General features: G+C 64.3%; 27 protein-coding genes. 9 read left to right on the forward strand and 18 right to left on the reverse strand.

Going from position 1 to position 22,109, the window contains the following annotated elements; all coding sequences use genetic code 11:
• Positions 1–128: 128 nt before the first annotated feature.
• The 8 genes from ACVWZM_RS15005 to ACVWZM_RS15040 all read right to left on the reverse strand — a co-directional run bounded on the left by ACVWZM_RS15005 (position 129) and on the right by ACVWZM_RS15040 (position 7,938).
• Complete coding sequence (locus ACVWZM_RS15005; protein ID WP_253604891.1) at positions 129–548, reverse strand: acyl-CoA thioesterase; 420 nt, start codon at positions 546–548, stop codon at positions 129–131.
• A 62-nt stretch (positions 549–610) separates the two neighbouring features.
• On the reverse strand, positions 611–1,372 hold the full coding sequence (locus ACVWZM_RS15010; protein ID WP_456853768.1) for an SDR family NAD(P)-dependent oxidoreductase: 762 nt from the start codon (positions 1,370–1,372) through the stop codon (positions 611–613).
• 20 nt (positions 1,373–1,392) lie between these two features.
• Positions 1,393–3,264, reverse strand: coding sequence for a feruloyl-CoA synthase (locus ACVWZM_RS15015; RefSeq protein ID WP_456853770.1), 1,872 nt, complete (start codon positions 3,262–3,264; stop codon positions 1,393–1,395).
• Positions 3,261–4,055, reverse strand: coding sequence for a crotonase/enoyl-CoA hydratase family protein (locus ACVWZM_RS15020; protein ID WP_168857598.1), 795 nt, complete (start codon positions 4,053–4,055; stop codon positions 3,261–3,263). The genes ACVWZM_RS15015 and ACVWZM_RS15020 overlap by 4 nt, the downstream gene beginning before the upstream one ends.
• 332 nt (positions 4,056–4,387) lie before the next feature.
• On the reverse strand, positions 4,388–4,849 hold the full coding sequence (locus ACVWZM_RS15025) for a DUF3237 domain-containing protein (protein ID WP_076832505.1): 462 nt from the start codon (positions 4,847–4,849) through the stop codon (positions 4,388–4,390).
• A 4-nt stretch (positions 4,850–4,853) separates the two neighbouring features.
• Positions 4,854–6,170 carry a TRAP transporter large permease gene (locus ACVWZM_RS15030; protein ID WP_057015997.1) on the reverse strand — a complete coding sequence of 439 codons (1,317 nt, stop codon included), beginning with the start codon at positions 6,168–6,170 and terminating at the stop codon, positions 4,854–4,856.
• A gap of 6 nt (positions 6,171–6,176) precedes the next feature.
• Positions 6,177–6,743 (reverse strand): TRAP transporter small permease, encoded by a 567-nt coding sequence (locus ACVWZM_RS15035; protein WP_057015996.1) that lies wholly within the window; start codon positions 6,741–6,743, stop codon positions 6,177–6,179.
• A 172-nt stretch (positions 6,744–6,915) separates the two neighbouring features.
• Positions 6,916–7,938 (reverse strand): TRAP transporter substrate-binding protein, encoded by a 1,023-nt coding sequence (locus ACVWZM_RS15040; protein ID WP_456783316.1) that lies wholly within the window; start codon positions 7,936–7,938, stop codon positions 6,916–6,918.
• 268 nt (positions 7,939–8,206) lie between these two features.
• Here ACVWZM_RS15040 and pobA point away from each other — a divergent pair, with 268 nt between their 5' ends.
• Positions 8,207–9,376, forward strand: a complete 1,170-nt coding sequence (gene pobA, locus ACVWZM_RS15045) for a 4-hydroxybenzoate 3-monooxygenase (RefSeq protein WP_057015994.1) — start codon at positions 8,207–8,209, stop codon at positions 9,374–9,376.
• A 265-nt stretch (positions 9,377–9,641) separates the two neighbouring features.
• A complete protein-coding gene (locus ACVWZM_RS15050; RefSeq protein ID WP_076832511.1) occupies positions 9,642–10,097 on the forward strand; it encodes a PaaI family thioesterase in 456 nt (151 codons plus the stop codon).
• On the opposite strand, the gene ACVWZM_RS15055 is transcribed toward ACVWZM_RS15050, so the two are convergent.
• The gene (locus tag ACVWZM_RS15055; protein WP_168857595.1) at positions 10,094–10,987 is read right to left on the reverse strand and encodes a LysR family transcriptional regulator; all 894 of its coding nucleotides are present in this window, start codon (positions 10,985–10,987) and stop codon (positions 10,094–10,096) included. The two genes, ACVWZM_RS15050 and ACVWZM_RS15055, sit on opposite strands and share 4 nt — an antisense overlap.
• A 119-nt stretch (positions 10,988–11,106) precedes the next feature.
• Between ACVWZM_RS15055 and ACVWZM_RS15060 the strand changes: the two genes are divergently transcribed.
• Positions 11,107–11,742 carry a pyridoxamine 5'-phosphate oxidase family protein gene (locus tag ACVWZM_RS15060; RefSeq protein ID WP_057015991.1) on the forward strand — a complete coding sequence of 212 codons (636 nt, stop codon included), beginning with the start codon at positions 11,107–11,109 and terminating at the stop codon, positions 11,740–11,742.
• 75 nt (positions 11,743–11,817) lie between these two features.
• Here the strand turns inward: ACVWZM_RS15060 and ACVWZM_RS15065 are convergent, their stop codons facing one another.
• Positions 11,818–12,549 (reverse strand): glutathione S-transferase family protein, encoded by a 732-nt coding sequence (locus tag ACVWZM_RS15065; RefSeq protein ID WP_057015990.1) that lies wholly within the window; start codon positions 12,547–12,549, stop codon positions 11,818–11,820.
• 64 nt (positions 12,550–12,613) lie between these two features.
• Entirely contained in the window at positions 12,614–12,847 is a 234-nt protein-coding gene (locus ACVWZM_RS15070; RefSeq protein ID WP_057015989.1) for a hypothetical protein, read from the reverse strand.
• A 207-nt stretch (positions 12,848–13,054) separates the two neighbouring features.
• Between ACVWZM_RS15070 and ACVWZM_RS15075 the strand changes: the two genes are divergently transcribed.
• Together ACVWZM_RS15075 and ACVWZM_RS15080 are read left to right on the forward strand one after the other, a co-directional pair.
• Entirely contained in the window at positions 13,055–13,753 is a 699-nt protein-coding gene (locus ACVWZM_RS15075; RefSeq protein WP_028336549.1) for a helix-turn-helix transcriptional regulator, read from the forward strand.
• Positions 13,753–14,079, forward strand: a complete 327-nt coding sequence (locus ACVWZM_RS15080; RefSeq protein WP_076832520.1) for a YkgJ family cysteine cluster protein — start codon at positions 13,753–13,755, stop codon at positions 14,077–14,079. The genes ACVWZM_RS15075 and ACVWZM_RS15080 overlap by 1 nt, the downstream gene beginning before the upstream one ends.
• Positions 14,080–14,086: 7 nt before the next feature.
• On the opposite strand, the gene ACVWZM_RS15085 is transcribed toward ACVWZM_RS15080, so the two are convergent.
• Positions 14,087–14,488, reverse strand: coding sequence for a hypothetical protein (locus ACVWZM_RS15085; protein WP_016847470.1), 402 nt, complete (start codon positions 14,486–14,488; stop codon positions 14,087–14,089).
• Between the two features lie 171 nt (positions 14,489–14,659).
• Positions 14,660–15,013 (reverse strand): DUF3307 domain-containing protein, encoded by a 354-nt coding sequence (locus ACVWZM_RS15090; protein WP_082653700.1) that lies wholly within the window; start codon positions 15,011–15,013, stop codon positions 14,660–14,662.
• Between the two features lie 425 nt (positions 15,014–15,438).
• On the opposite strand from ACVWZM_RS15090, the gene ACVWZM_RS15095 reads away from it, so the two are divergent.
• Positions 15,439–16,848, forward strand: a complete 1,410-nt coding sequence (locus ACVWZM_RS15095; RefSeq protein ID WP_076832523.1) for a TAXI family TRAP transporter solute-binding subunit — start codon at positions 15,439–15,441, stop codon at positions 16,846–16,848.
• A gap of 263 nt (positions 16,849–17,111) precedes the next feature.
• Here ACVWZM_RS15095 and ACVWZM_RS15100 read toward each other — a convergent pair whose 3' ends face one another.
• The 4 genes from ACVWZM_RS15100 to ACVWZM_RS15115 form a co-directional block, all read right to left on the reverse strand.
• Entirely contained in the window at positions 17,112–18,197 is a 1,086-nt protein-coding gene (locus ACVWZM_RS15100; protein ID WP_456835017.1) for an IS4 family transposase, read from the reverse strand.
• A 257-nt stretch (positions 18,198–18,454) separates the two neighbouring features.
• The gene (locus ACVWZM_RS15105; protein ID WP_076832525.1) at positions 18,455–19,216 is read right to left on the reverse strand and encodes a Crp/Fnr family transcriptional regulator; all 762 of its coding nucleotides are present in this window, start codon (positions 19,214–19,216) and stop codon (positions 18,455–18,457) included.
• A gap of 211 nt (positions 19,217–19,427) precedes the next feature.
• Entirely contained in the window at positions 19,428–19,790 is a 363-nt protein-coding gene (locus ACVWZM_RS15110; RefSeq protein WP_076832528.1) for a PRC-barrel domain-containing protein, read from the reverse strand.
• Positions 19,791–19,882: 92 nt separating this feature from the next.
• Entirely contained in the window at positions 19,883–20,089 is a 207-nt protein-coding gene (locus ACVWZM_RS15115) for a hypothetical protein (protein WP_057016269.1), read from the reverse strand.
• 307 nt (positions 20,090–20,396) lie between these two features.
• Here ACVWZM_RS15115 and ACVWZM_RS15120 point away from each other — a divergent pair, with 307 nt between their 5' ends.
• Genes ACVWZM_RS15120 through ACVWZM_RS15130 form a run of 3 tightly spaced genes read left to right on the forward strand, consistent with a single transcriptional unit; the run spans position 20,397 to position 21,096 of the window.
• Positions 20,397–20,588, forward strand: coding sequence for a hypothetical protein (locus ACVWZM_RS15120; protein WP_016847464.1), 192 nt, complete (start codon positions 20,397–20,399; stop codon positions 20,586–20,588).
• Between the two features lie 25 nt (positions 20,589–20,613).
• The gene (locus ACVWZM_RS15125; protein WP_016847463.1) at positions 20,614–20,826 is read left to right on the forward strand and encodes a hypothetical protein; all 213 of its coding nucleotides are present in this window, start codon (positions 20,614–20,616) and stop codon (positions 20,824–20,826) included.
• Positions 20,827–20,877: 51 nt separating this feature from the next.
• The gene (locus ACVWZM_RS15130) at positions 20,878–21,096 is read left to right on the forward strand and encodes a hypothetical protein (RefSeq protein WP_057016270.1); all 219 of its coding nucleotides are present in this window, start codon (positions 20,878–20,880) and stop codon (positions 21,094–21,096) included.
• 114 nt (positions 21,097–21,210) lie between these two features.
• Here ACVWZM_RS15130 and ACVWZM_RS15135 read toward each other — a convergent pair whose 3' ends face one another.
• The gene (locus ACVWZM_RS15135) at positions 21,211–22,080 is read right to left on the reverse strand and encodes a DUF6537 domain-containing protein (protein ID WP_082653713.1); all 870 of its coding nucleotides are present in this window, start codon (positions 22,078–22,080) and stop codon (positions 21,211–21,213) included.
• Between the last annotated feature and the right edge of the window lie 29 nt (positions 22,081–22,109).

The following is a 22,109-nucleotide window of genomic DNA, read 5'->3' on the forward strand; positions in this document are numbered from 1 at the left end:
AAGTTTTTTGGGTTTAAACCGGTTTTGCGGGCCAATTCAGCCCCTTCTTTAGAGCATGATCCGGAAAAGTGGAAACCGGTTTTCCGAGAGGATCATGCTCCGAAAGTCGAGTCATGAGGGGGTGCGAGTCAGCCCTTCATGAAGCGGTCAATAATCTCCTGCGGAAACGGCGCCGATTTCAGCTTGGCGGGATCGTCCGGGTGGCGGCCGACCAGCACCCTGGTCTCGAACGCCTCGATCGCCAGCGCCTCGTCCTTGAACACGCGGTGCACCACCTCGAAGCTCGAGCGCTTGATGCTCTCGATCCGGCTCTCGATGGTAATCCAGTCGCCATGGGTCGACGGGATGTGAAATTTCGCCCGCGTGTCGACCATGGGAATGCCGACCAGGCCGTATTTGTGGACGAGGTCCTGCTTCGAGCAACCGGCGGCCTCGAACATGATCGAGGTCGAGTCGTCGAACATCGCGAAGTAGCGCGGGTAATAGACGATGTTGGCGGGGTCGCAATCGCCCCACTGGATCTGCACGTCGCGCCGATTGACGAACATGGTTTATCCTCGATCGAGCATGAGCGATCCGGAAGGGCGTTCGTGCTCTTCCGGATCATGCTTCAGCGCGGCGCCATCCGGAGCGCGGCATCGAGCCGCACCACTTCGCCGTTCAGATAGGGGTTGTCGATCATGTGCAGCGCCAGCGAGGCGAACTCGTCGGCCTGGCCGAGCCGGCGCGGGAACGGGATCGCGGCGGCGAGCGAATCCTGCGCTTCCTGCGGCAGGCCGGCCAGCAGGGGCGTCATGAACAGGCCGGGCGCGATAGTCAGAACGCGGATGCCGAATTGCGCGAGCTCGCGCGCGATCGGCAGCGTCATCGCGACGATGCCGCCCTTCGATGCCGAATAGGCCGCCTGCCCGATCTGACCGTCATAGGCCGCGACCGACGCCGTCGAGATCACGACGCCGCGCTCGCCGGTTGCGAGCGGCTCGAGCTTGGCCATGTCAGCGGTCGCAAGCCGCAGCATGTTGAACGAGCCGATCAGATTGACCTTGATCACCTTGTCGAAGTCGCCCAGCGCCATCGGCCCCTCGCGACCGATCACGCGTTTTGCCACCCCAATGCCGGCACAGTTCACCAGCACGCGCGCGGGGCCGTGCGCCTTGGCGGCGGCGGCCACCGCGGCCTCGGCCGCCGCAGAATCGGCGACGTCGCAAACGACGGGAATGCCGCCGATCTCCGCCGCGACGCTCTCGGCGAGCTTGGCGTTGAGGTCGCAGACCGCGACCTTGGCGCCCTGCGCGGCGAGACCGCGCGCGGTCGCAGCGCCCAATCCCGATGCGCCGCCGGTGACGATGGCGGCCTGGTCCTTCAACTGCATGGCTTTCTCCTGTTCGAGAACTAGACTGACGTGATCACCGATGCCGGCGGCACCGGCGCATAAAGCGCTTCGATGATGTCCGTGCGATGCTCCAGCACCGCGCGCTGGTTGATCGAGCCCTTGTCGGTGACCTCGCCGCGATCGATCGACAGCGGCGTGTCGAGCAGGATCGCGCGCGCGATCCGGTTCGACGAGCCGGTGGCGCCGGCCAGCACGCGCGCGAAGCGCTCGCTGAAGGCCGCCCGCACCAGCGGATCATTGGCCGCGGCCGCGATATCGCCAGAGGCGAGCTGCGGATTGATCAGGCGGCAGCCATCAAGATCGAGGATCACGATCGCGGCGAGCTCGTCGCGGTTGAGCCCCGCGATCACGACGTCGCGCACCAGCGGCGCGCAGGTGCCGACGAAGCGCGCCCGCAACGGTCCGACGCTGACCCAGGTGCCGCTCGCCAGCTTGAAATCCTCGGCGATGCGGCCGTCGAAATCGAAACCGGCATCGAGATCGCCAGCGTCGGCAGGCTTCAGCGCGTCGCCGAACTTGTAAAAGCCCTCCTCGTCGAACGCCTTGGCGGTCAGCTCGGGCTGCCGCCAGTAGCCCGGCGTCACGTTCGGGCCCTTGGCGCGGACCTCGAGCTTGCCGTTGTTCGGAACGAGCTTCGCATCATTGCCCGACACCGGAAGCCCGACATGGCCGGAGCGGCTGGTATCCGGGCGCACCGACATGAAGAACGGCGAAGTCTCGGTGGCGCCGAGGCCGGTCAGCATGGGCACGCGATAGCCCTTCTCCTGCACGGCGAGCGCATCGAGGCTGTTCCAGATGAACGGCGACAGCGCGGCGCCCGAGAAGAACATCGCATGCAGTCGGGCGAAGAATTTTGCCCGCAGACCGGCGTCATCGCGCAGATAGGGCAGCAGCGATTCATAGCCCTTGGGCACGTTGAAATAGACCGTCGGCGAGATCTCGCGCAGGTTTCGCACCGTCTCCTCGATGCCGCCGGGCATCGGCTTGCCCTCATCGAGATACATCGAGCCGCCGTTATAGAGCGTCAGCCCGACATTGTGGTTGCCGCCAAAGGTGTGATTCCACGGCAACCAGTCGACGATCACAGGCGGCTCATCCTTGAGGAACGCCAGCGTCTCGCGCAGCATCACCTGGTTGGCGCAGATCATGCGCTGGGTATTGATGACGGCCTTGGGATTGCCGGTCGAGCCCGACGTCAGCAGAAATTTCGCGATCGTGTCCGGACCGATTGCCGCATGGGTCGCATCGAGGCGCGGGTCTTCCGGCGTCGCCAGGAGACCGGCAAGGCGCGTCACCTCACGGCCGGGCACGGTGCCGCGGCTCGCGGCGATCTCGACATCGGGTCCGATATTGGCACGCAGCGCGTCGGCGAACTTGTCGGCATCGTCGACAAAAATGAGGCCCGGCGTCAGGAGCTTGATGACGAAGCTGAGCTTGCCATAGTCGCGCGACACCAGCGAATAGGCCGGCGACACCGGGCAGAACGGAACGCCGGCATAGAGCGCGCCGAGCGCCATCAAGGCATGATCGATCGAATTGCCCGACAGGATCACGATCGGCCGCTCGGCCGACAACCCGCGCGCGATCAACGCGGAGGCGATGCGCCTGATAGCCTCGAGCAGTTGCGCGTAGGTGATTTGCCGCCAGCCGCCACCGGCGGCGCGCTCGGCCATGAACACGCGGTTCGGCCCGGCCTTCGCCCAGTGGTGCAGGCGATCGGTGAGGCGAACCGGAAAATCGGCGAGGCTGAGCTTCGGTCGGAGGTAGATGGTGCCGTCGTCGCGGCGCTCGACGGTGACGTCGGGATTGCCGAACGAGATCGGGCGCAGCGGATGCACGCTCGCAGTGGTCGCAGACGGCGCGGCGCTCATGTCGGCTTCACCTTGGCGGTCTTGCGATCAAGAAACGCGCGGATGCGCTTCTTGGCTTCCTTGTCGCTCTGCGCCACCGTCGCCATCAGCGATTCCATCAACAGGCCGGTCTGCGGATTGGCCTCGGCAATCATCGGTAGCGCCTGCAACACAGCGAAGTTGGTCAGCGGCGCATTGGCGGCGACGCGCTCGGCAAGCTCCAGCGCTTTCGGCAGCGCGCCGTCGGCCTCGGTGAGGTATTGCGAGAAGCCGTAGGCGGCGCCCTCGGTCGCCGAATAGACCCGCCCGGTCAGCATCATGTCCGCCATCCTAGGCACGCCGATCAGGCGCGGCAGCCGCACCGATCCGCCGCCGCCGACGAAGATGCCGCGCTGGCCCTCGGGCAGCGCGAAATAGGCCGACGGCTCGGCGACGCGGATATGCGCGGCGCAAGCCAACTCCAGTCCGCCGCCGATCACCGCGCCCTTCAGTGCGGCGATGACAGGCACGCGGCAATACTGGATGCGGTCGAACACGCGATGCCACATCTGGGAATGCACCAGGCCCTCGGTGGCGTCGCGCTCGGTCAGTTCGGAGAGGTCGAGGCCGGACGAGAAGTGGTCGCCGATGCCATGGATGACGACGGCGCCGACCGCATCCGGTATCGCGGAGAAGCAATCCCGCAGCGCCAGGATGATGCCGTCGTTCAGCGCATTGCGCTTGGCGGGACGGTTCAGCCCGACCGTCAGCACCGCCCCTCGCGTCTCGATCCTGAGCAGCGAGGCGTCTCCCTCGCCGGCAGCGTTTCCCATGGCGTTATTGTTTCCCGTTCAGAATAGTTATGTTTTATAACGATTAGCGGGAGAGTCAATATGGGCGCGCACGGCTGGTGGCCATCGACCCTTCGAGACGGCCGCTGCGCGGCCTCCTCAGGGTGACGGTGATGGAGTTGATACGCGCGGCTCCCTCCACCCGTCGTCCCTGCGAAAAGCGGGGACCCATAACCACAAACGGTTATTGCTGCGCGACGGCGGAACGACGAGTCCCGTTCACGGCACAGACCGCGGAGTATGGGTCCCTGCTTCGCAGGGACGACACCGAATGTGTGGCGGATCCCGGCGGGTGAGACGGCAAGTGTGCGAAGCTACAGCACCTGATGCACGTCGATCACGACGCGGTCGGCGTGGCGGGCGGCGGAGCCGACGAAGATGTGCTGCATCAGCCAGCGGTAGTTTTCGGCGCCGGTTTCGAATTTCGGCACGGTGCGGAAATAGATCAGCTTCGGGTCGACCGGCTCGCCGCGCTTCAGCTTCTGCAACAGCTCGACCGGCCCGAAGCGGATGCCCTTGTTCTCGACATAGACGACGGCGCCGTCGTCGGTCTCGAACGCATATTTCGCCTCCAGCTCGATCAGCTCATTGGGCCGGATGATCTGGAAGTCCGCACCGAACGCCAGCACCTTGCCGTTGACCTTCTCGCCCTTCACCTCGCCGCCGATGATCGGAATGATGCGGCGGACGCCGGTGCCGATGTCGCCGGCGGACGTCACCTCCGCGATCCGGGCGGTGATGGTGAAGACGTATCTGGTCTCAAGCTCGGGATTCATAGGCCTAACCAATCATGCGCTGCGGCAGCCAGGTCGCGAGCAGCGGGAACAGGATCAGGATCACCAGCCGGATCAGGTCGGTGATGACGAACGGCAGCACCCCGACAAAGATCGTCGACATGTTGACGTCCTTGATGACGCTCTTGATCACGAACACGTTCATACCGACCGGCGGATGGATCAGGCCGAGCTCGACCGTCATGACGATGATGATGCCGAACCAGATCGGATCGAAGCCGAGCGCGGTCACCACCGGAAACACGATCGGCACGGTGAGGATCACCATCGCCATCGCGTCCATCAGGCAGCCGAGCACCAGATACATCAGGAGGATCAGCGCCAGCACGCCATAGGGGCCGATGCCAAGCCCGGTGAGGAATTCAGTGACGTGCTGCGGCGTCTGGGTGATGGTGAGGAAATAGCCGAAGCAGAGCGCGCCGATCAGCACCGTGAACACGGCGGCCGCGGTGCGCGTCGCCTGCAGCAGCGATTGCAGGATGCCGTCCCTGGTCAGCTTGCCGCGGAGGATACCGATGATGAAGGCGCCCACCGCGCCGACCGCGCCGGCTTCGGTCGGGACAAAGAAGCCGCCATAGAGCCCGCCGATCACGAACAGGAACAGCAGCAGCGGCGACCAGACGTCGCGCAGCGCAACGAAGCGCTCGTGCCACGACGCCTTCTTTCCCGCCGGCAGGAAAGCGGGCCGCGTCACGCCGATGATGCCGATCGTGATCATATGCATCAGGATCGCGAGCAGGCCCGGCACCACGCCCGCGATGAACAGCTTGCCGATGTCCTGCTGGGTGATGATGCCGTAGACCGCGAGCACGGTGGACGGCGGCAGCATCGCTCCGAGCGTGCCGCCGACCGCGATCACGCCGGCGGCGAATGATTGCGGATAGCCGAAGCGGCGCATCTCGGGATAGGCGACGGCCGAGAAGGTCGCGGCGGTCGCGACCGACGAGCCGGAGATCGCGGCGAAGCCGCCGCAGGCGGCGATCGTCGCAATGCCGAGCCCGCCCTTCCAATGGCCGACGAAGGTGTTGGCGGCGCGGAACAGCTCGCGGCTGATTCCCGAGACCGACACGAAGGCGCCCATCAGCAGGAACATCGGGATCACGCCGAAGGAATAATCCGTCACCGTGCGCATCGTGGTCTGGCCGACCAGCTTGAGCGCCGGCGCGAAGCCGGTGAGATAGCCAAAGCCGGTGATGCCGACGAGGCCCATCGCCATGCCGACGGGGACACGGAGCAGCATCAGCACGAACAGGCTGACAAAGCCGATGACGGCGACGGTCTCGGGACTGAGGTCGAGACTCATGGCCGTCTACTCCGCGGTCTTGATCTTGGCGTCATGGATATCTTCCGGATGGAAGATCAGGCGGTAGGTGCGGATCGCGATCAGCAGCACCGCGGAGACGTCGCCGATCCACGACACCAGGAAGAACGGCCAGACCGGCACGCCGAGATCCATGGTGACGATATGGCTGTTCCTGGTGTCGATCACCTTGTCGACCAGCGTGTAGGTCTGCACGCTCACCACGAACAGCAGCACCAGCGTCGCGAAGATATCGATCCAACGCTGGTAGCGCGGCGAGGCATTGGCCCAGACCAGATCCACCGTAATGTGGGTACCGCGATAGCTCGTCGCCGCAATTCCCCAGAAGATCAGGATGCCGAGCAGGAACTGGCCGAAATTGTAGTAGTCGGGGATCGTCACCGCGAAGAATTTGCGCATGAACACCGCGGTGAAGGTGTTGAGCGCGACGACGCCAACGAAGAAGGCCGCGACCCATTCGATCGAATCGATGAAGCGATCCATGAAATTCTTGCGCGCCGGCTCGGGTGGGCCGGTGATCGCGCCGTCTTGGGAAACTTCGGCAGATTGCGTCATGCGTTGCTTCGATGAGCTCCCTCTCCCCCGCTCTTGCGGGGAGAGGGTTGGGGTGAGGGGCTGCTTCCACGAGTCGTGAATGCGGTGAGACCTGTACCCCCTCACCCGGATCGCATCTGACGATGCGATCCGACCTCTCCCCGCAATCGGGGAGAGGTGAAGGGGAGCGGGATCAGATCCCCGCCTCGAACTTCTTCAGCGTGGCCTGCAGATCGGCATCGATCTTTGCCGCATCGCCGCCGGCCTTTTTCACCGCCTCGGCCCAGCTGTCGCGCAGCGGCTTGACCGCCTTCTTCCACTCGGCGAGTTGATCCGAAGTCAGCGGATAGACCTCGTGGCCTTCCAGCGCCTTCATCTTGGTGCGGCCATTGGCTTCGAAATCGGTCCAGGGGTCGGTGACCTTGGAGGCCCATTCCGGCGTGCAGTGATCGTCGATCACCTTCTTCTGGGCAGCCGACATCGAATTATATTTGGCGAGGTTCATGTTGTAGGTGAACACCGTCGAATAGAGCGGCACGTCCATGTGGTACTTCACCACCTTGTCGATGCCGAACAGGAAGATCGAGCCCCAGGGGAAGGTGATCTCGTCGGCCACGCCGCGCTCGATCGCGTCGCGCGATTCCGGCGCGGAGGCCTGCACATTGGTGCCGCCGAACATCTTCACCATCTCGCCGATGGTGCTCTGCGCGGGACGCACCTTGACGCCGGAGAGGTCGCTCGGCAGCACGATCTTCTTCTTGCCGTGCAGCGCGCCCGGATCGTGGATGAAGGCGAAGCACAGCTTGGTGTCCTTCATCTCGGTCGGCGCATATTTGTGATACCACTCGTTCAGCGCCAGCGTGCCCTTCTTGCCGTCGGAGAAGGTGAACGGAAGCTGGCCGGCGGCCGCGATCGGGAAACGGCCGGGCTGATAGCCAGGATTGACATAGGTGACGTCGGCGATGCCGTCGCGCGCCATGTCGTAATGGTCGAACGCCTTGCCGAGTTGCTCGGACGGAAACACGGTGACCTTGATGGTGCCGCCCGATGCCTTCTCGATGTCGGCGGCCCAGGCCTGGGTCGCGGGCACCAGCGGATGCGCCGGCGGCACCCATAGCGACACCTTGAGATTGACGGTCTTGTCCTGCGCGACGGCAGGTCCCGCGGCCGGCAGGATGGCGGCGGCCATCAACACCGCCAACATTGTCTTCCTCATCACGTCTCCTCCTCTCCAGGACGGGCTTCGTGCCCGGCTCATTACTTAACATGTTATCTAATTCGCGCGGATATTCAAGATGAAATCCGGCGGGCGGACGCCTCGTCGCACTCTCCGCCCGGTCCCGCGCCACCGCATCTTGCGCTGCGGCGAACGCGCGGGTCCCGCGCAAATCCGCCTTGCCAAAATCGTTATATGATATAGTTGCCTTGGCAAGTTGCCGGCGCGGGCACCGGCTAAAAGCCTATCCGATCGGGAGGACAAGGTATTGCGGACAAAAGTAGCAATCATTGGTGCAGGTCCGGCCGGACTGTTGCTTGGGCAACTACTTCATACTTTCGGCGTAGACAACATCATTCTTGAGCGGCAGACCCCGGACTATGTGCTGGGGCGGATTCGCGCCGGGCTGCTCGAGGAAGGCACCGTGTCGCTGCTCGAGAGCGTCGGCGCCGCTGCCCGGCTACACCAGGAGGGCCTCGTCCATCACGGTCTCGAACTGGCGTTCGGCGGCGCACGGCACCGCATCGACCTGCATGGTTCGACCGGCAAGACCGTGACCATCTACGGCCAGACCGAGGTCACGCTCGACCTGATGAATGCCCGCAAGGCGGCCGGCCTGACCTCGATCTACTCGGCGGCCGACGTCAAGCCGCTTGATTTCGATACCGATCATCCGCGCGTCAGCTACGTCAAGGACGGCGTCACCCACGAGATCGCCTGCGACTTCATCGCCGGCTGCGACGGCTTCCACGGCATCAGCCGCGCCAGCATGCCGGCGTCGGCGATCACCAGCTACGAACGGGTGTATCCGTTCGGCTGGCTCGGCATCCTCTCGGAGACGCCGCCGGTCTCGCCGGAGCTGATCTACAACAACCACGAGCGCGGCTTTGCGCTGTGCACGATGCGCTCGTCCCACCGCAGCCGCTATTACGTGCAGTGCCCGCTCGACGATCATGTCGACCAATGGTCGGACGAGCGGTTCTGGGACGAATTGAAGCGGCGCCTCGACCAGAAGGCCGCCGACGAGATCGTCACCGGCCCCTCGATCGAAAAGAGCATCGCGCCGCTGCGCAGCTTCGTCGCCGAGCCGATGCGGTTCGGCCGCATGTTTCTGGCGGGCGACGCCTCGCACATCGTGCCGCCGACCGGTGCCAAGGGCCTCAACCTTGCCGCCAGCGACGTGCATTATCTGTCGCAGGCGCTGCGCGAATACTACGACGAGAAATCCTCCGCCGGCATCGATGCCTATTCGGGACGCGCGCTGGCGCGGGTCTGGAAGGCGGTGCGCTTCTCCTGGTGGATGACCTCGATGCTGCACAAATTCCCCGACGAGGGCGAATTCGCCGCGCGCATCCAGATCGCCGAGCTCGACTACCTCGTCAGCTCGAAGGCGGCCTCGACCTCGCTGGCGGAGAATTATGTGGGGCTGCCGTTCTAGATAAGTCGCGGATGCTTTTGTCGAGCAGCATCCTCTTCGCAATCTCCGTCGTCATACCCCGCGCATGCGGGGTATCCAGTACGCCGCGGCTTCTCGATTCATGCGGTGCGGTCTCTGGAATACTGGATCACCCGCTTTCGCGGGTGATGACGAGCCGGGCCGCTTCAAACAGCCGTGCAAATCCCGTTTAAAACTTTGTAGGCGGTGAAACCGTCATCGACATCGCGTTCAATGGCGTCAACCCAACGTCATATGCGAGCTTCAGATGACCACCGATACGCAAGTCGTGCCCGACAATCCCCAAGACGTCCCTCAAGGCTTCGAGCCGCTGTTCCGCAAGAGCCCGCTCACCGAGCCCTGGGAGCCGCTTTACCAGAAGAAGACCGAGCGTGCCGTCATCATCGGCCTGCGGCTGGCGAGGCCGCATACCAACGGCCGCGGCCTGATCCATGGCGGCCTGATCGCAGCCCTTGCCGACAACGCGATGGGCTATAGCTGCGGCCAGGCGACCGGCTGGACCACCTCGTTCGTGACGATCTCGCTCGCGGTCGATTTCGTAGGCTCCGCCAATGTCGGGCAATGGCTCGCGATCGAGAGCGACGTGATCAAGACCGGCAGCACGATCTGCTTCGCGCAGAGCCTGATCAAGGCCGACGGGGTGACCATCGCGCGCGCCAACGGCACCTTCCGCGTGGTGCCGAAGAAGCCGCCGGTGAGCTAGTCGAAATACCAGTCGGTGACCTCGGTCACGAGATCGATGAAGGTCCGCACCTTGGCCGACAACAGCCGCGTCGTCGGATAGACGACGTGGATCGGCACAGCCGGCTGCTCGAACTCGGCGAGCACGATCTGGAGCCGCCGCGCCTTCAGCGATTCGGCCGCCTGGTAGGCCATCACCCGGGTCAGTCCGCCGTCCTGCTCGGCGTACTGGATGGCGGCGTCCGAGCTGTTGCTGGTGAAGCGCGGCGTAGGGGTGATGCGGACTTCGCGGCCATCCTCCATGAAGCGCCAATCCGGCGTCGCGGTCATGGCGCCGAACTGGATCGTGTCGTGGGCGGTGAGGTCCGCCGGCCGCTTCGGCCTGCCGCGAAGCTTGAGATAGCCGGCCGACGCCACCACGATGCGGCGCATCCGGCCGACATGCCGCGCCACCAGCGTCGAATCCGGCAGGTGCCCGAGCCTGACCGCGAGGTCGACGCCGTCCTCGACCAGATTGATCCTGCGGTCCGACAGCCGCAGGTCAACGCCGACGCCGGGATAGCGCTTCAGATAGGTGCTCACCACCGGGCTGACATGGAGCCGCCCGAAGCCGAACGGTGCCGAGATCACCAGCCGCCCCCCGGGGCGGGTGCGCTCGTTCTCCACCGCGTCCTCGGCCTCCTCGACATCGGCGAGGATCCGGCGCGCCCGCTCCAGATAGCGCGAGCCGGCGTCCGTCAGCGTCACCTGCCGCGTGGTCCGCTGCAGCAGCCGCGCGCCGAGCCGCTCCTCCAGCGCCGCGATCAGCCGCGTGATGGCGGACGGCGACAGGCCGAGCTTGCGGGCGGCGGGGGCGAACCCCTCGAGGTCCGCCACCGCGACGAAGGCCTGCATGGCGTCGATCCGGTCCATGGCACTATTGCATAATCGGCAACAGTGAAGTGTCAATGCACAAAATTGCTTACGATCTTGGAATGTCCATCTTTAAGCGGCGAGGACAACCACTCAGGCGCCCGTCACGGGAGGCTCCGATGTCAGATGGTCACAGCTATGCGAGCGACGTCGCATTCAGTCCGGCGGTGAAGGCGATCCAGACCCGCAAGGGCTCACGCGCCACCTACGCCGAAGTCGAGGCACATGGCGGCTGGCGCAGCGAGATCGACGAGAACCTCGCCGGCTTCCTCGGCGAGGTGAACAGCTTCTATCTCGCGACCGCCTCGGCCGACGGCCAGCCCTACATCCAGCATCGCGGCGGACCGAAGGGTTTTATCAAGGTGCTCGACAAGCACACCATCGCGTTCGCCGACTACAGCGGCAATCGCCAGTTCATCACCCAGGGCAATCTCTCGGAGAATGCCAAGGCCTATATCTTCGTCATGGATTACGCGCACCGCCGCCGCGTCAAGCTGTGGGGCGAGGCGAAGGTGGTGGAGGACGATCCGGCGCTGACCCGCACGCTGATGCCGCAGGGCTACCGGGCGCGGCCCGAGCAGGTGATCCTGTTCAAGGTCACGGCGTGGGACACCAACTGCCCGCAGCACATTCCGCAAAAGTTCGACGCGGCCGATGTGGCGGCAGCGCTGGCCTCGCGCGACCAGCGCATCGCCGAGCTCGAGGCGGAGCTGGCCGCATTGAAGGGCCAGCCCGCTCCTGCCGCGCCGGCTTAGGCATGATCCGGAAAAGTGCGAAGCGGTTTTCCGAAAGGATCATGCCCCGAACTAAACCTAAAGCGCGATCGCGCTTTAGGCCGCCTGCTGCTGCAGCGGCGCCCAGGCGAATTCCGGATAGTATTGCCGCATCATCCGGCCGACATAGGCGGTGAGATTGTCGAACTTCTCGGTGCGCTCGCGCAGCGGCGAATCGAAGAACGGGGTGAGGATTCCCGCCAGCGCGCCGAACGCGGTGGCATCGGTGCCGCACGGCGCATCGCCCATCAGATACGGCTTGTCGCCGAGTTGCACAGACAGCGCGAACAGCGAGCGGATCGCGAGATCGACGTCTTCGTCCGGTCCGTGACGGCCAAGCCCGCTCAGCAGATAGTTCTCGGCAACGCGGAACTGGGCGTCCTCGCGCATCTTGTCGCGCATATGGTCGGGCGCGCCGTCGAAGAAATGCGCGGGCCCCTTGGCGAAATTGGTGTCGTCGACCCAGCGCGCGCCGACCAGCGCCCAGTAGACGTGATGCTCGATCATGCGCTCGAAGGCCCAGGCCTGGGCGCGCGCCTGCAGGCTGAGCGGCGCGTCGAAATCGAAGCCGTATTTGCCCTCGATATGGGCGCGGATGAAGGTCGAATCGGCGATCGTCTCGCCGTCGTCGACGATGAACGGCAGCTGGCCCTTGGGAGAGGCCGGCGGCATCGCCTTCTCCTTGCGATAGTCGAGCCCGGCCATCTTGAGCTGGACCTCGGTTTTGGTCACGAAGGGGCTGATTTCCGGCAAGCCGAAGCCCGTGCCAAAGCCAAAAAGCGTAATCATGTGAAGCTCCCGATCGCCTGTGGTCGTGAATTGGAGCTAGCCGTCCCCTGCTGCCAGCATGGTGTCAGCAGTAGTGGCATTCACTGTCGAACGGGCCGGCGGGTGCGAGGCGGCGAACCGCCCCGCGAACGCGCTTGACCAGCCGTGCCCGCCCGTAGGACCAGACCGTGCTGATCGACTGTGCGATCAGCGCGACCAGGGCCCAGCGCAGGTCGCCGGAGGTGGAGTAGACCGTGACCAGCTGTTCCAGCGCAAAGCCTTGCGCCTGCCGGAAACCGAGTTCGTCAAGATTCGTCATGGACAAATTCCCTTCACTTGAGGTGTTGTCCTGATATAGCCCCCACCTGCTGCCAACATGCTGTCAGCAGCAGCCGGACGGGACCCAGAAAAGCCTGCGCACCGAGAGACGACGAGACCCGTCAAGACACTCGTCAAGACGGCTGCCAAAACCGCTACCGAGACACTCGACAAGACACGTGCCAAGAGAGCGATCGAGAGAGTTGCCATGAGACGCGCCGACCGGCTGTTTCAGATCATCCAGGTGCTCCGACGCACCCGTAAGCCTTTGACTGCCGATGCAATCGCCGCCGAGCTCGAGACATCGAAGCGGACGATCTATCGCGACATCGCCAGCCTGATCGAGCAGCGGGTGCCGATCCGCGGCGAGGCCGGCATGGGCTACATCCTGGAGAAGGGATTCGACCTGCCGCCCTTGATGCTGACACCCGACGAGATCGAGGCCTGCGTGCTCGGCGCGCAATGGGTGGTCGGCCACGCCGATCCCGCGCTGGCGCGCGCGGCCGAGGACCTGATGGCCAAGATCGCCGAGACCGTGCCCGACCGGCTGCGGCCGTTCGTGCTGGAGCCGGCGAGCCGGGCCCGCTCGGCCTGGAACCGGGAGCCCGACCGCATCGACATGGTCAGGACCCGCAGCCAGATCCATGAGGGCAAGAAGATCACGCTGAACTATCGCGACGAGCATGGCCGCGATAGCGAGCGCACGATCTGGCCGATCGCGGTCGGCTATCACGAGGCGGTGCGGCTGCTCGCCGCCTGGTGCGAGCTGCGCAAGGATTTCCGCAGCTTCCGCACCGACCGCGTGGTCACGGCGGTCTATCACGACGAGAAGTATCCGGAGCGGCGCGACCTGCTCAGGGCGCGCTGGCGGCGCAGCCTGGTCTGGGAAGCGCCGAGGGACACCTGATGGCCGACAACGCGACCGACACAAGCCCCTGCCAGTCCTGCGGCGCCTGCTGCAGCTATTCGGAGAACTGGCCGCGCTTCACCATCGAGGACGACGCGCAGCTCGATCTGATCCCACCGCAATTCGTCAATGCGCGACAATCAGGCATGCGCTGCGAGGGCGATCGCTGCTCGGCGCTAGCGGGCCGGGTCGGAGAAGCAACGCGCTGCGAGGTCTATCCGGTGCGGCCGGAAGTATGCCGGACCTGCCAGCCGGGCGACGCGGAATGCGCGATGGCGCGGCGCCGGCACGGGCTGCCGCTCATCGCGAGCGCGCAGCCGATCTAGCCAGACGTTACGCCGTGACCCTGTCGCTGACGTCCTCGTCGTCGAGTTCGTCATCGACGATCGGCGCGAAGGTCGTCAGCGGCTTGGTCGACAGCGTGATCGGCTTGCGGCCACCATGCGAAACGGTGGCGGCGCGGGCCGGCTCGCGCGACAGCGCGTAGAGCGTCGAGCCGACACGGCCGCCTGAATTCGCCAGCTCCCACTCGCTGCAGCTCGACGCGATCGCGACCGCGAGCGCGTGCAGATGGCTGCGGCGATAGCAGAACAGCGCGAGCCTCGCCCTGACATCGGGCGCGACATTGGCAACCAGCAACGAGAGCCCGTTCGGATTGGCGCGATACATCTGGCCGAGCAGATCGTCGGCCACCGGGCAGGCATCGTTCTCGAAGGCGTCGCGGCTTGAAAACATTTGCAAATCCCCCTCGATCGGGAAGATGCCGCGTAATCCTCTAACGAAAGGTTAACCACGGCCTCCGGTCGCTTCCGGAGGGTCTTGCCCGTTGCGCGCGAATCACATCCGCCCGCCGCAACCCGGCTGGATTCGTGGTTCAGGACGGGAGGAAAGGTGCGCGCGAGCCGCTCAGTTCGCGGCCATGTAGATCGACAGCGCGAAGCCGGTGAGGTGGTGCAGCGCCTGGTCGACCCCGATCAGGGTCCAGAACCAGGGGTGGCCGGATTCCAGCGTCACGCCGAAATGCGAGGCGCAGATGCCCTTGGCCCGATCGACGATGATGTGGATCACGAAGTCGATGAAGGCGACATACCAGAACCGCGGCGCCACCACCAGGATCAGCGCCAGCGCGACCGCGAGATGGACCAGGCAGTGCGCCAGCAGCGGCAGCGCCCAGCCGGTCTTCTGGTCCTTTCCGATCGCCATCCAGGCGTTCTGCAGCATGAAGTCGGCGATGATGTGCTTTGCGGTGAGAAGCGACATCCATCCCACCAGGGCACCAACCGACACCGACGATGACATGGAGGGAAACAACAAGCTGACGCCCTTTTACTTCGATGAATGTGATTGCAAGAAATCCGGGTCAGGCCGTCAGCACAATTCCGCAAACCGAAGCGTGTCTCATTTATGACATCTCCGGCGCCGGAATGCACCTGCGCCTCCTCGAAAATCACATCTCGCTCCGACCGTCGATAGTGGCAATGGTCATGTGGCATCGCGGCGCAGGCCGGCCGAGATTAAGGTTACGGCCGGCGGCCGGTTTGCATTCCCCCCGGGGAGGTATATCGTCGGCAACATAGGAAATTTTCTTTCTTTTATAGCCATTTACGGATTCACCGGGCAGCGCCGCGCCGATCGGGTCGCGGCAACGGGCCGTCCCGGACGGGTGATGAGCCAGGTAATCAGCCATGAGTGCCGAAGCCCCCTCGCCTGCGCCGCTGCCGCCGCCGAGCCCTCCGGTCGCCAAACCGGTCGTCAAGACCAACCGCGCGCAGATCATCGTCTTCACCCTGCTGACGCTGCTCCTGAGCGCGGTCACCGTGATCGGCGGCCGGCTCTGGCTGCGCAATTCCGAATTGCTGGTGTTCGCGGTCGGCGATGCCAAGGGCCCGGAGGCGAAATTCGCCGCCAAGCTCGCCACCGTGCTGAAGAACAATTCGTCGCGGCTGCGGCTGAAGATCGCGCCGAACCCCGACAACGCCAGGGCGCTGGCGCAATTCGATCGCCGCGACGCCTCGCTTGCCATCCTGCGTACCGACGCAAGGGTGCCGCCGCGTGCCCGCGCCATCGCGATCCTCGAGCATGACGTGGTGCTGGTGCTCAGCCCCGGCGGCAAGAAGATCAAATCGCTGAGCGAGCTCAAGAAGAAGCGGATCGCGGTCGTCGGCGACGGCGAGAACAGCGTCAATTTCGTCCGCAGCGCGCTTGAGATTGCGGACAGCCCCGACGCGGCGCAGCGGGTACAGCAGGCGCCGCCGAACACACCTTTCGACAAGCTGTTCGCCTCCGGCTTTGCCGCCGTGATCGCGATCGAGCATGCTTCGAAGATCGTGAAGGACAAGACCTACGAGCAATATGCCAAGCGCCCCGGCGGCTTCACGCTGAATGCGATCGACGCGGCCAAGGCGCTGGCGCGCAAATACCCGGCGATTTCGGAGGAGACGGTCTCGACCGGCATGCTGTCGTCCTCGCCGGCGATCCCCGATGACGAGGTCGACACCATCGGGCTGGAATGGCTGCTGGTCGCGCAATCCTCGATGTCCACGACGACAGCCGCCGAGCTCGCGCGCATCATCTATGAGAACAAGTCGGAGCTCGCGCTCGACGACGGCTTTGCCTCCAAGATCGAGCCGGCGGCGACCGACAAGGACGCCTTCATCGTCGCCCATCAGGGCGCCGCCGAATACATCAACGACGATACCAAGTCGTTCATGGATCGCTACAGCGACGTGATGTATCTCGGCGCCGCCGCCCTCAGCATCATCGGCTCGATCTTCGCCGCGATCTACACCAAGATCACCCGCGTCGCACCGGAGAAGGCCAGCGAGCTGGCGGGCAGGATCCTCGACATCGGCGAGCGCGTCGAGCACGCCACTTGCGCCGAGCATCTCGACGAATTGCAGGATGAGCTCGAGGCGATCCTGCGCGGCGCGGTGACCGGCCTGCGCGACGGCACCGTTTCCGGCGACGGAATGGACACGTTCAAGCTCGGCTACGAATTGGTCCGCGACGAGATCGCACTGCGCCGCGATCACCTCAAGCGCCACCCGGCGACGCCGGACGAGAACCTCGTGGTGGTGAAGGCGGCCAATGGGTGAACCAAGCCGTTGGTCACGCCACAGATACAACTGTCGTCCCTGCGATCGCGCCGCATGCACCACTGTCGTCCTGGCGAAAGCCCATAGGCGCTAAGATAGTTTGATCATAGTCTGATAGTGGCGCTTATGTCTGGGTGGCTCGCGTAGATGTCGCCGGAGAGCGTGACTGGCTCTGCAGAGTAGAGCGATTGCGGGCTGTGGAATGATCGCTTGCCGTAGCGAAGCGACGAGCTGGCGCAGCAGACGCCACGTCACTGGGTGGGTCAGGCGGCGTCGGCCAAGCGGGGAGAGTCTTCGAGTTCGTCGACGAGCGGCTCGAGCAATAGAATGATCAGCAGATGAGCGAGGATATGGGGTCTGGCGGACCGCTCGTCGGTTCCGGGAGGTCCCTTCAGGCCAATCAGGCTTTTCAGCCGCTTGAAGCCGAGTTCAATGCGCCATCGCAGCCGATAGAGGGCGAGGATATCTGCAGTCGTGAAGTCCTCTGGCCTGAGTGAGGTCACCAGGATCACCCAATCTGCGGCGTCAAGTGTTTGCCTGGAGAGCTGATGACCTCCCTTTTGTGCAGTCCGGCGCGCCTTGCGTCGCGCAGCCGCAGCAGCTTGCGCCGGCTTCTTCGCGGCAACCAGACGCACTGCGAGCGGCGGCGCACCTGACTTGCGCTTTATCCAAATCGGCCGATCGATCAGGCCACGCGCCGAGGCGTTGCGCAGTTCGGCAGTGAGGTCAACAAGATTACCTTCGGCATCGAGCCAGCGCGCGCTCTTCCAGCCGGCCCGGATCACGAAGTCTGCATCGGCATCGACGAGATGCGCCATGCGCTCCGGTTGCAGATAGGCGCGATCGGCAAGACGGATCTCACCGGCAACCGCCGGTATCCGATCCAGCGTCTCGCCCGCTCGCTGATCGGTCAGCTCGAAGTGACCAAAGCGCTCCTGCGGAAGATCGAACGCGCTATGGATACGCCACACTGCGTTCTTGTTCCTGCCGCTCGTCCCAGCCTTGGGGACCGTCGTGGCGTCAACAATACGGATCAGACGACCGCGGCTCGCCTTCGGCGCCGCGTCGGCAAGCGCCTGCTCGACCAAGATTGCCAGCCAATCTCCGCACTGACGTAAGCGATACAACAGAGCCACGTTGGAGATATCGACAAGCCCAACCGACGTGGCCCATGCCGCCGTCAACCGCAGCCCTTTCTCACCAAGGCAATAAGCCAAGATCAGGCGCAGCAAGTCGACCGCATTGCTGATCTCCCGCGGACGGACAAACGCCTTCGTCTTGCGCGCGCTAATGTTCAGAGCCTCGGCTCCGCCAAGTCGGGCGACAACGCGCGCCCAATCTTTGTTCACAAGCGATTCGTGTGCCATTCCATCTTGGAATCACAAGCGAATCCAAGGCGCAAATCCTATTTTAGCGCCTATGGGCGAAAGCCAGGACCCATTACCACCGCTTTCGCTGATGAACGGGATCGCGGCCCCAGCATCGCGCAACAATTGAGACTTGGGGTAATGGGTCCTGGCTTTCCCCAGGACGACACCGCGTATGTTGAACGGCCGGTGAACCATACATCGGCACGCTCTCGACATGCACCGGAGCGCAGCGCTTACTACCCGACCGCCGCGTCCGTCGGCGTCGCAGCGGCGTCGAGCTGCCGTCCCTCGTGATCCATATGCAGGTAGTTCGGGTTGAACAGGCCGGCGTGCATCAGCCGCTCGAGATTGGGGACGACCAGGGTCTTTCCCTTGAGTACGATCAGGCCGCCGGCGCGCAATTCCTGCAGCGTTCGGTTGACGTGAACCTTGGAGAGCCCGGTGGCATCGGCGAGATCGCCCTGGGTCAGCGGGAAATCGCAGCTGTCGCCCTGGGTCAGGCCTGCGGCCCGCAGCCGGAGCCAGATCTCGCACAGCAGATGGGCCATCCGCTCCAGCGCCGTTCGCTGGCCGAGGCTCATGGTCCATTCGCGCTGGATCGCCGCGTTGACCAGGGTTTCCCACCAGAACGCGGTCACGATGCGCGGATGTCCGGCTGCGACCTTGTCGAAGAATTCGCGGGAGAGGTCGGCGATCGACACTGCGGTGACGGTACCGATCGAATGATCCATCTCGCGCAGGATGAAGACGTTCACATCGCAAATGTCGCCGGGCAAGAAGAAGGCCACGATCTGACGCCGGCCGTCCTCGAGCTGCTTGTAGCGATAGGCCCAGCCGGACAGGATCAGATGGACGTCCTTCGGCTTCTCGCCCTCGCGGACGATGTCGACCCGCGGACCAAAATGGCGGACGCGCTCGGTAGACGCGCGATTGAGAAGAACCTGGTCTACCGGCGAAAGCCGTGCAAACTGCTCCAATTTCCGGACTAGCGACGCCAACGATTGGTCTCCCGCATGTTTAATCGGGCAACTGCAGGACCGACTTCAATTACGTATGTTACCTTGCACAGTTATTGAGGTATGTTCACTAGTGTACAGACGTCCCAAGGATGCGACGGTTACATCCCCGAGCATCACGCACACCTCGACGCCCGGTGGTACCACCGGTGAAATACGGGTCCCCCGGCTCAGGGGGACGTCTAAGGGACGTTCAGACGAACGGCACGCCGTAGTAGTCGTTCACCGCGCGCGTGGTGCCGATATCGGACCAATTCCACTCGCGCTCGCTGCCGTATTTCGGCGCGCCGCGCAGCTGGCTCTCGGTGACGCCGGTGATATAGCCGCCCAGCCTCGTGTCGTATTTGAGCGACTGCCAGGGCAGCGGATAATGGTCGTTGCCGAGACCGAGAATGCCGCCGAAACCGAGCACGGCGTAAGACACCCGCCCGCTCTTCTTGTCGATCATCACCCGTTCGATCGAGCCGATCTTGCGCTCGTCGGAGCCATAGACCGCGGTGCCCTCGACCTTGTCGCTGCCGATCAGGTTTCCGACCTCCTTCTCGTCCATCGCCATGTCGATTCTCCATTGATCCCTCGACGCCAACGGTCAACCCGGGTCATCGTTCCTGCCGCATTGCCGCGATTGCTGCAAAAGCGGAACGCCGTTCAGCCCGTTGGAGGATCGCCGCGGTCGTCTGATGTCATGCCGGATCCCGGTGTCTTGTCGGCATCGTTCAATTTCGGATCACGCGTCGCTTCGCGCGCATTCGACTTTCGCGGGTCGGTCTTGTGCGCGGCCTGCGCGCGCTGCTTGTCGGCCGGCTGCTCCTGCCCCTTGTCGTCTTTGACGATACCCTGATTGGAATGTGCCACTGCTTATGTCCTTCTTGTTGCCTTGGCTGCCTTGCTTGAAGACATGCGGGCCCCGGCGATCAAATTCGCCGAGGCCCGTCACCGGAGTGGTCCACCGCCTTTCGGGGAGCAAAGCAGCGAACGCACGGGTGTTACGCAGAGCGCCGAAGATCGTTCCTGCGATCTTCGCGATCCCGGGTCGCGATCTCAGGTCCCGATTTTGGGTCGCAATTTCCGGCGCGCGTTTTTTCAATTCGACCGATGTCATGGGTTAACGACGGCATCCGGGGAACAAGCCTAGTATTGCTGGTTCCAGCTCGGAGACGGCATGATCAAGAAGAAGCGCAACAGGTCGCGGCCTCCCGGATCGTTCGAAAACCGCTTGCAAAAATTCGCCGAAGATTCGCGCATTGCGGCACGCAAGCTGCCGCCGGGACGGGAACGCGAAATGCTGATGAAGAAGGCCAGACAGACCGAGACTGTGATGGAAGTCAGCGAATGGCTGACGTTCCGCAAGTAGCCGCGAGTCTCAAAGGAGAGCTGCGATGATCGAGGAACGGTTTGACTCACGCACGCTCTTCGCCATGAACGTTGCGCTCGATCGCGTTTGCGCAGACGCACCTCACGGCGAGGAACATGACACCCGCCGCCGCGTTGCCCGATACATCATCAAATGCGCCAAGAGCGGCAGGACGACGCTTTCCGAGCTGACCGAAGCCGGACGGCAGGCGTTGGCCAAGGCCACCGCCGCGGCGTGAAAACCGGCGTAAGTGCCTGTTGCCCTCGGCCCTCAGCAGAGGCAGCTACGCATGCGCATTGCAATCAGTATCGGCCTGCTGGCCTTTTTGGCCGCCGTCGGCGCCTACGCCTATGAAGGCCTGACCGTGGATGCTCCGGTGCCGACCTACGGCATCGTGGTGTTTACGATCGGCATTGCGCTTCTGGCCGCGGTCTGCATCGGCCTGATGGGCCTGTTGTTTTATTCCAGCCGTCGCGGCTACGACGAGCCGCCGCACATCAAGCAGTAGATGGCTTCGGCAGATTCCCGCTGCATTGCGAGCGAAGCGAAGCAATCCACAGCGCCGCAAGCGGGGAACTGGATTGCTTCGTCGCTTCGCTCCTCGCAATGACGGCGAAGGTTCTTACGACACCGCCGGCGCCCGAGCGCGGATCTCCGCGATCTTGCGCTTCAGCGCTGCCTGCCGCGGATCGGGCATGGTGGCAGCGCGCGCTTCCGCAATGGCGCCGGCAAGGTCGGGGAGCACGAGCACGCCGTCGAAGGTCGGCTTGGCGAGCCCGTCGATGATCACGTGCCAGTCCGCGATGCCCTGGCGGTAGGGATCGCCGTAACCCTGGATCATGGTCGCGGTCTGCACGACCGCCGGGGCGGCGCTCGGCTGCTTGGTCAGGCTGCGGTCGATCATGTGCAGCCAGCGCTCGACCCAGACGCGCTCCCTGGCATAGCGTCCCGAGAACAGCCGCCAGCGCTTCAGGCCCGCTTCGATCCTGAGCCGGCGAACGCTGAAGCGGTTGTTCGCGCTGAAGCGGATCGAGACCCGGCGACGCCGCCAGCCGAACTGATCCAGCACGCCGAGCACCGGATCGGCGACCACCGCCGGCAGGGCGTCGATCAACTCGTCAAGGCGAAACTTCTTGACGTCGTCGGCCGAGCGCGCCGCAAGGCCGCCCACCGCACTGACTTCGCCAAGCTTGAGCTGCGCGATGCGGATCGCGTCCTCATAGGCCATGCGCTCCGCCATCAGGCGGGCGATCTCGGCAAGCAGGGCGTCGTCAACGCCGCGGCGGCCGACGAAGCGCTTGAGCCGGTCGATATAGAGCTGGGCGTAGCTCGTGCTCTGATAGGCGATCAACAGATCGATGGCCTTGGTGACGGCCGGCCCGAGATGGTCCGGGCAGGCGTCGGGCAGCACCGGCGGCCCCTCGTCCTCATCGCCGATGATATCGGCAAAGAGGTAACGGAGCGAAGCCAGGAGACCGTCGTCATCCGCCACTGCGGCGCCTCCAGAACTCGTCACGGGGC

Source organism: Bradyrhizobium sp. USDA 4501 (genome assembly GCF_054062115.1).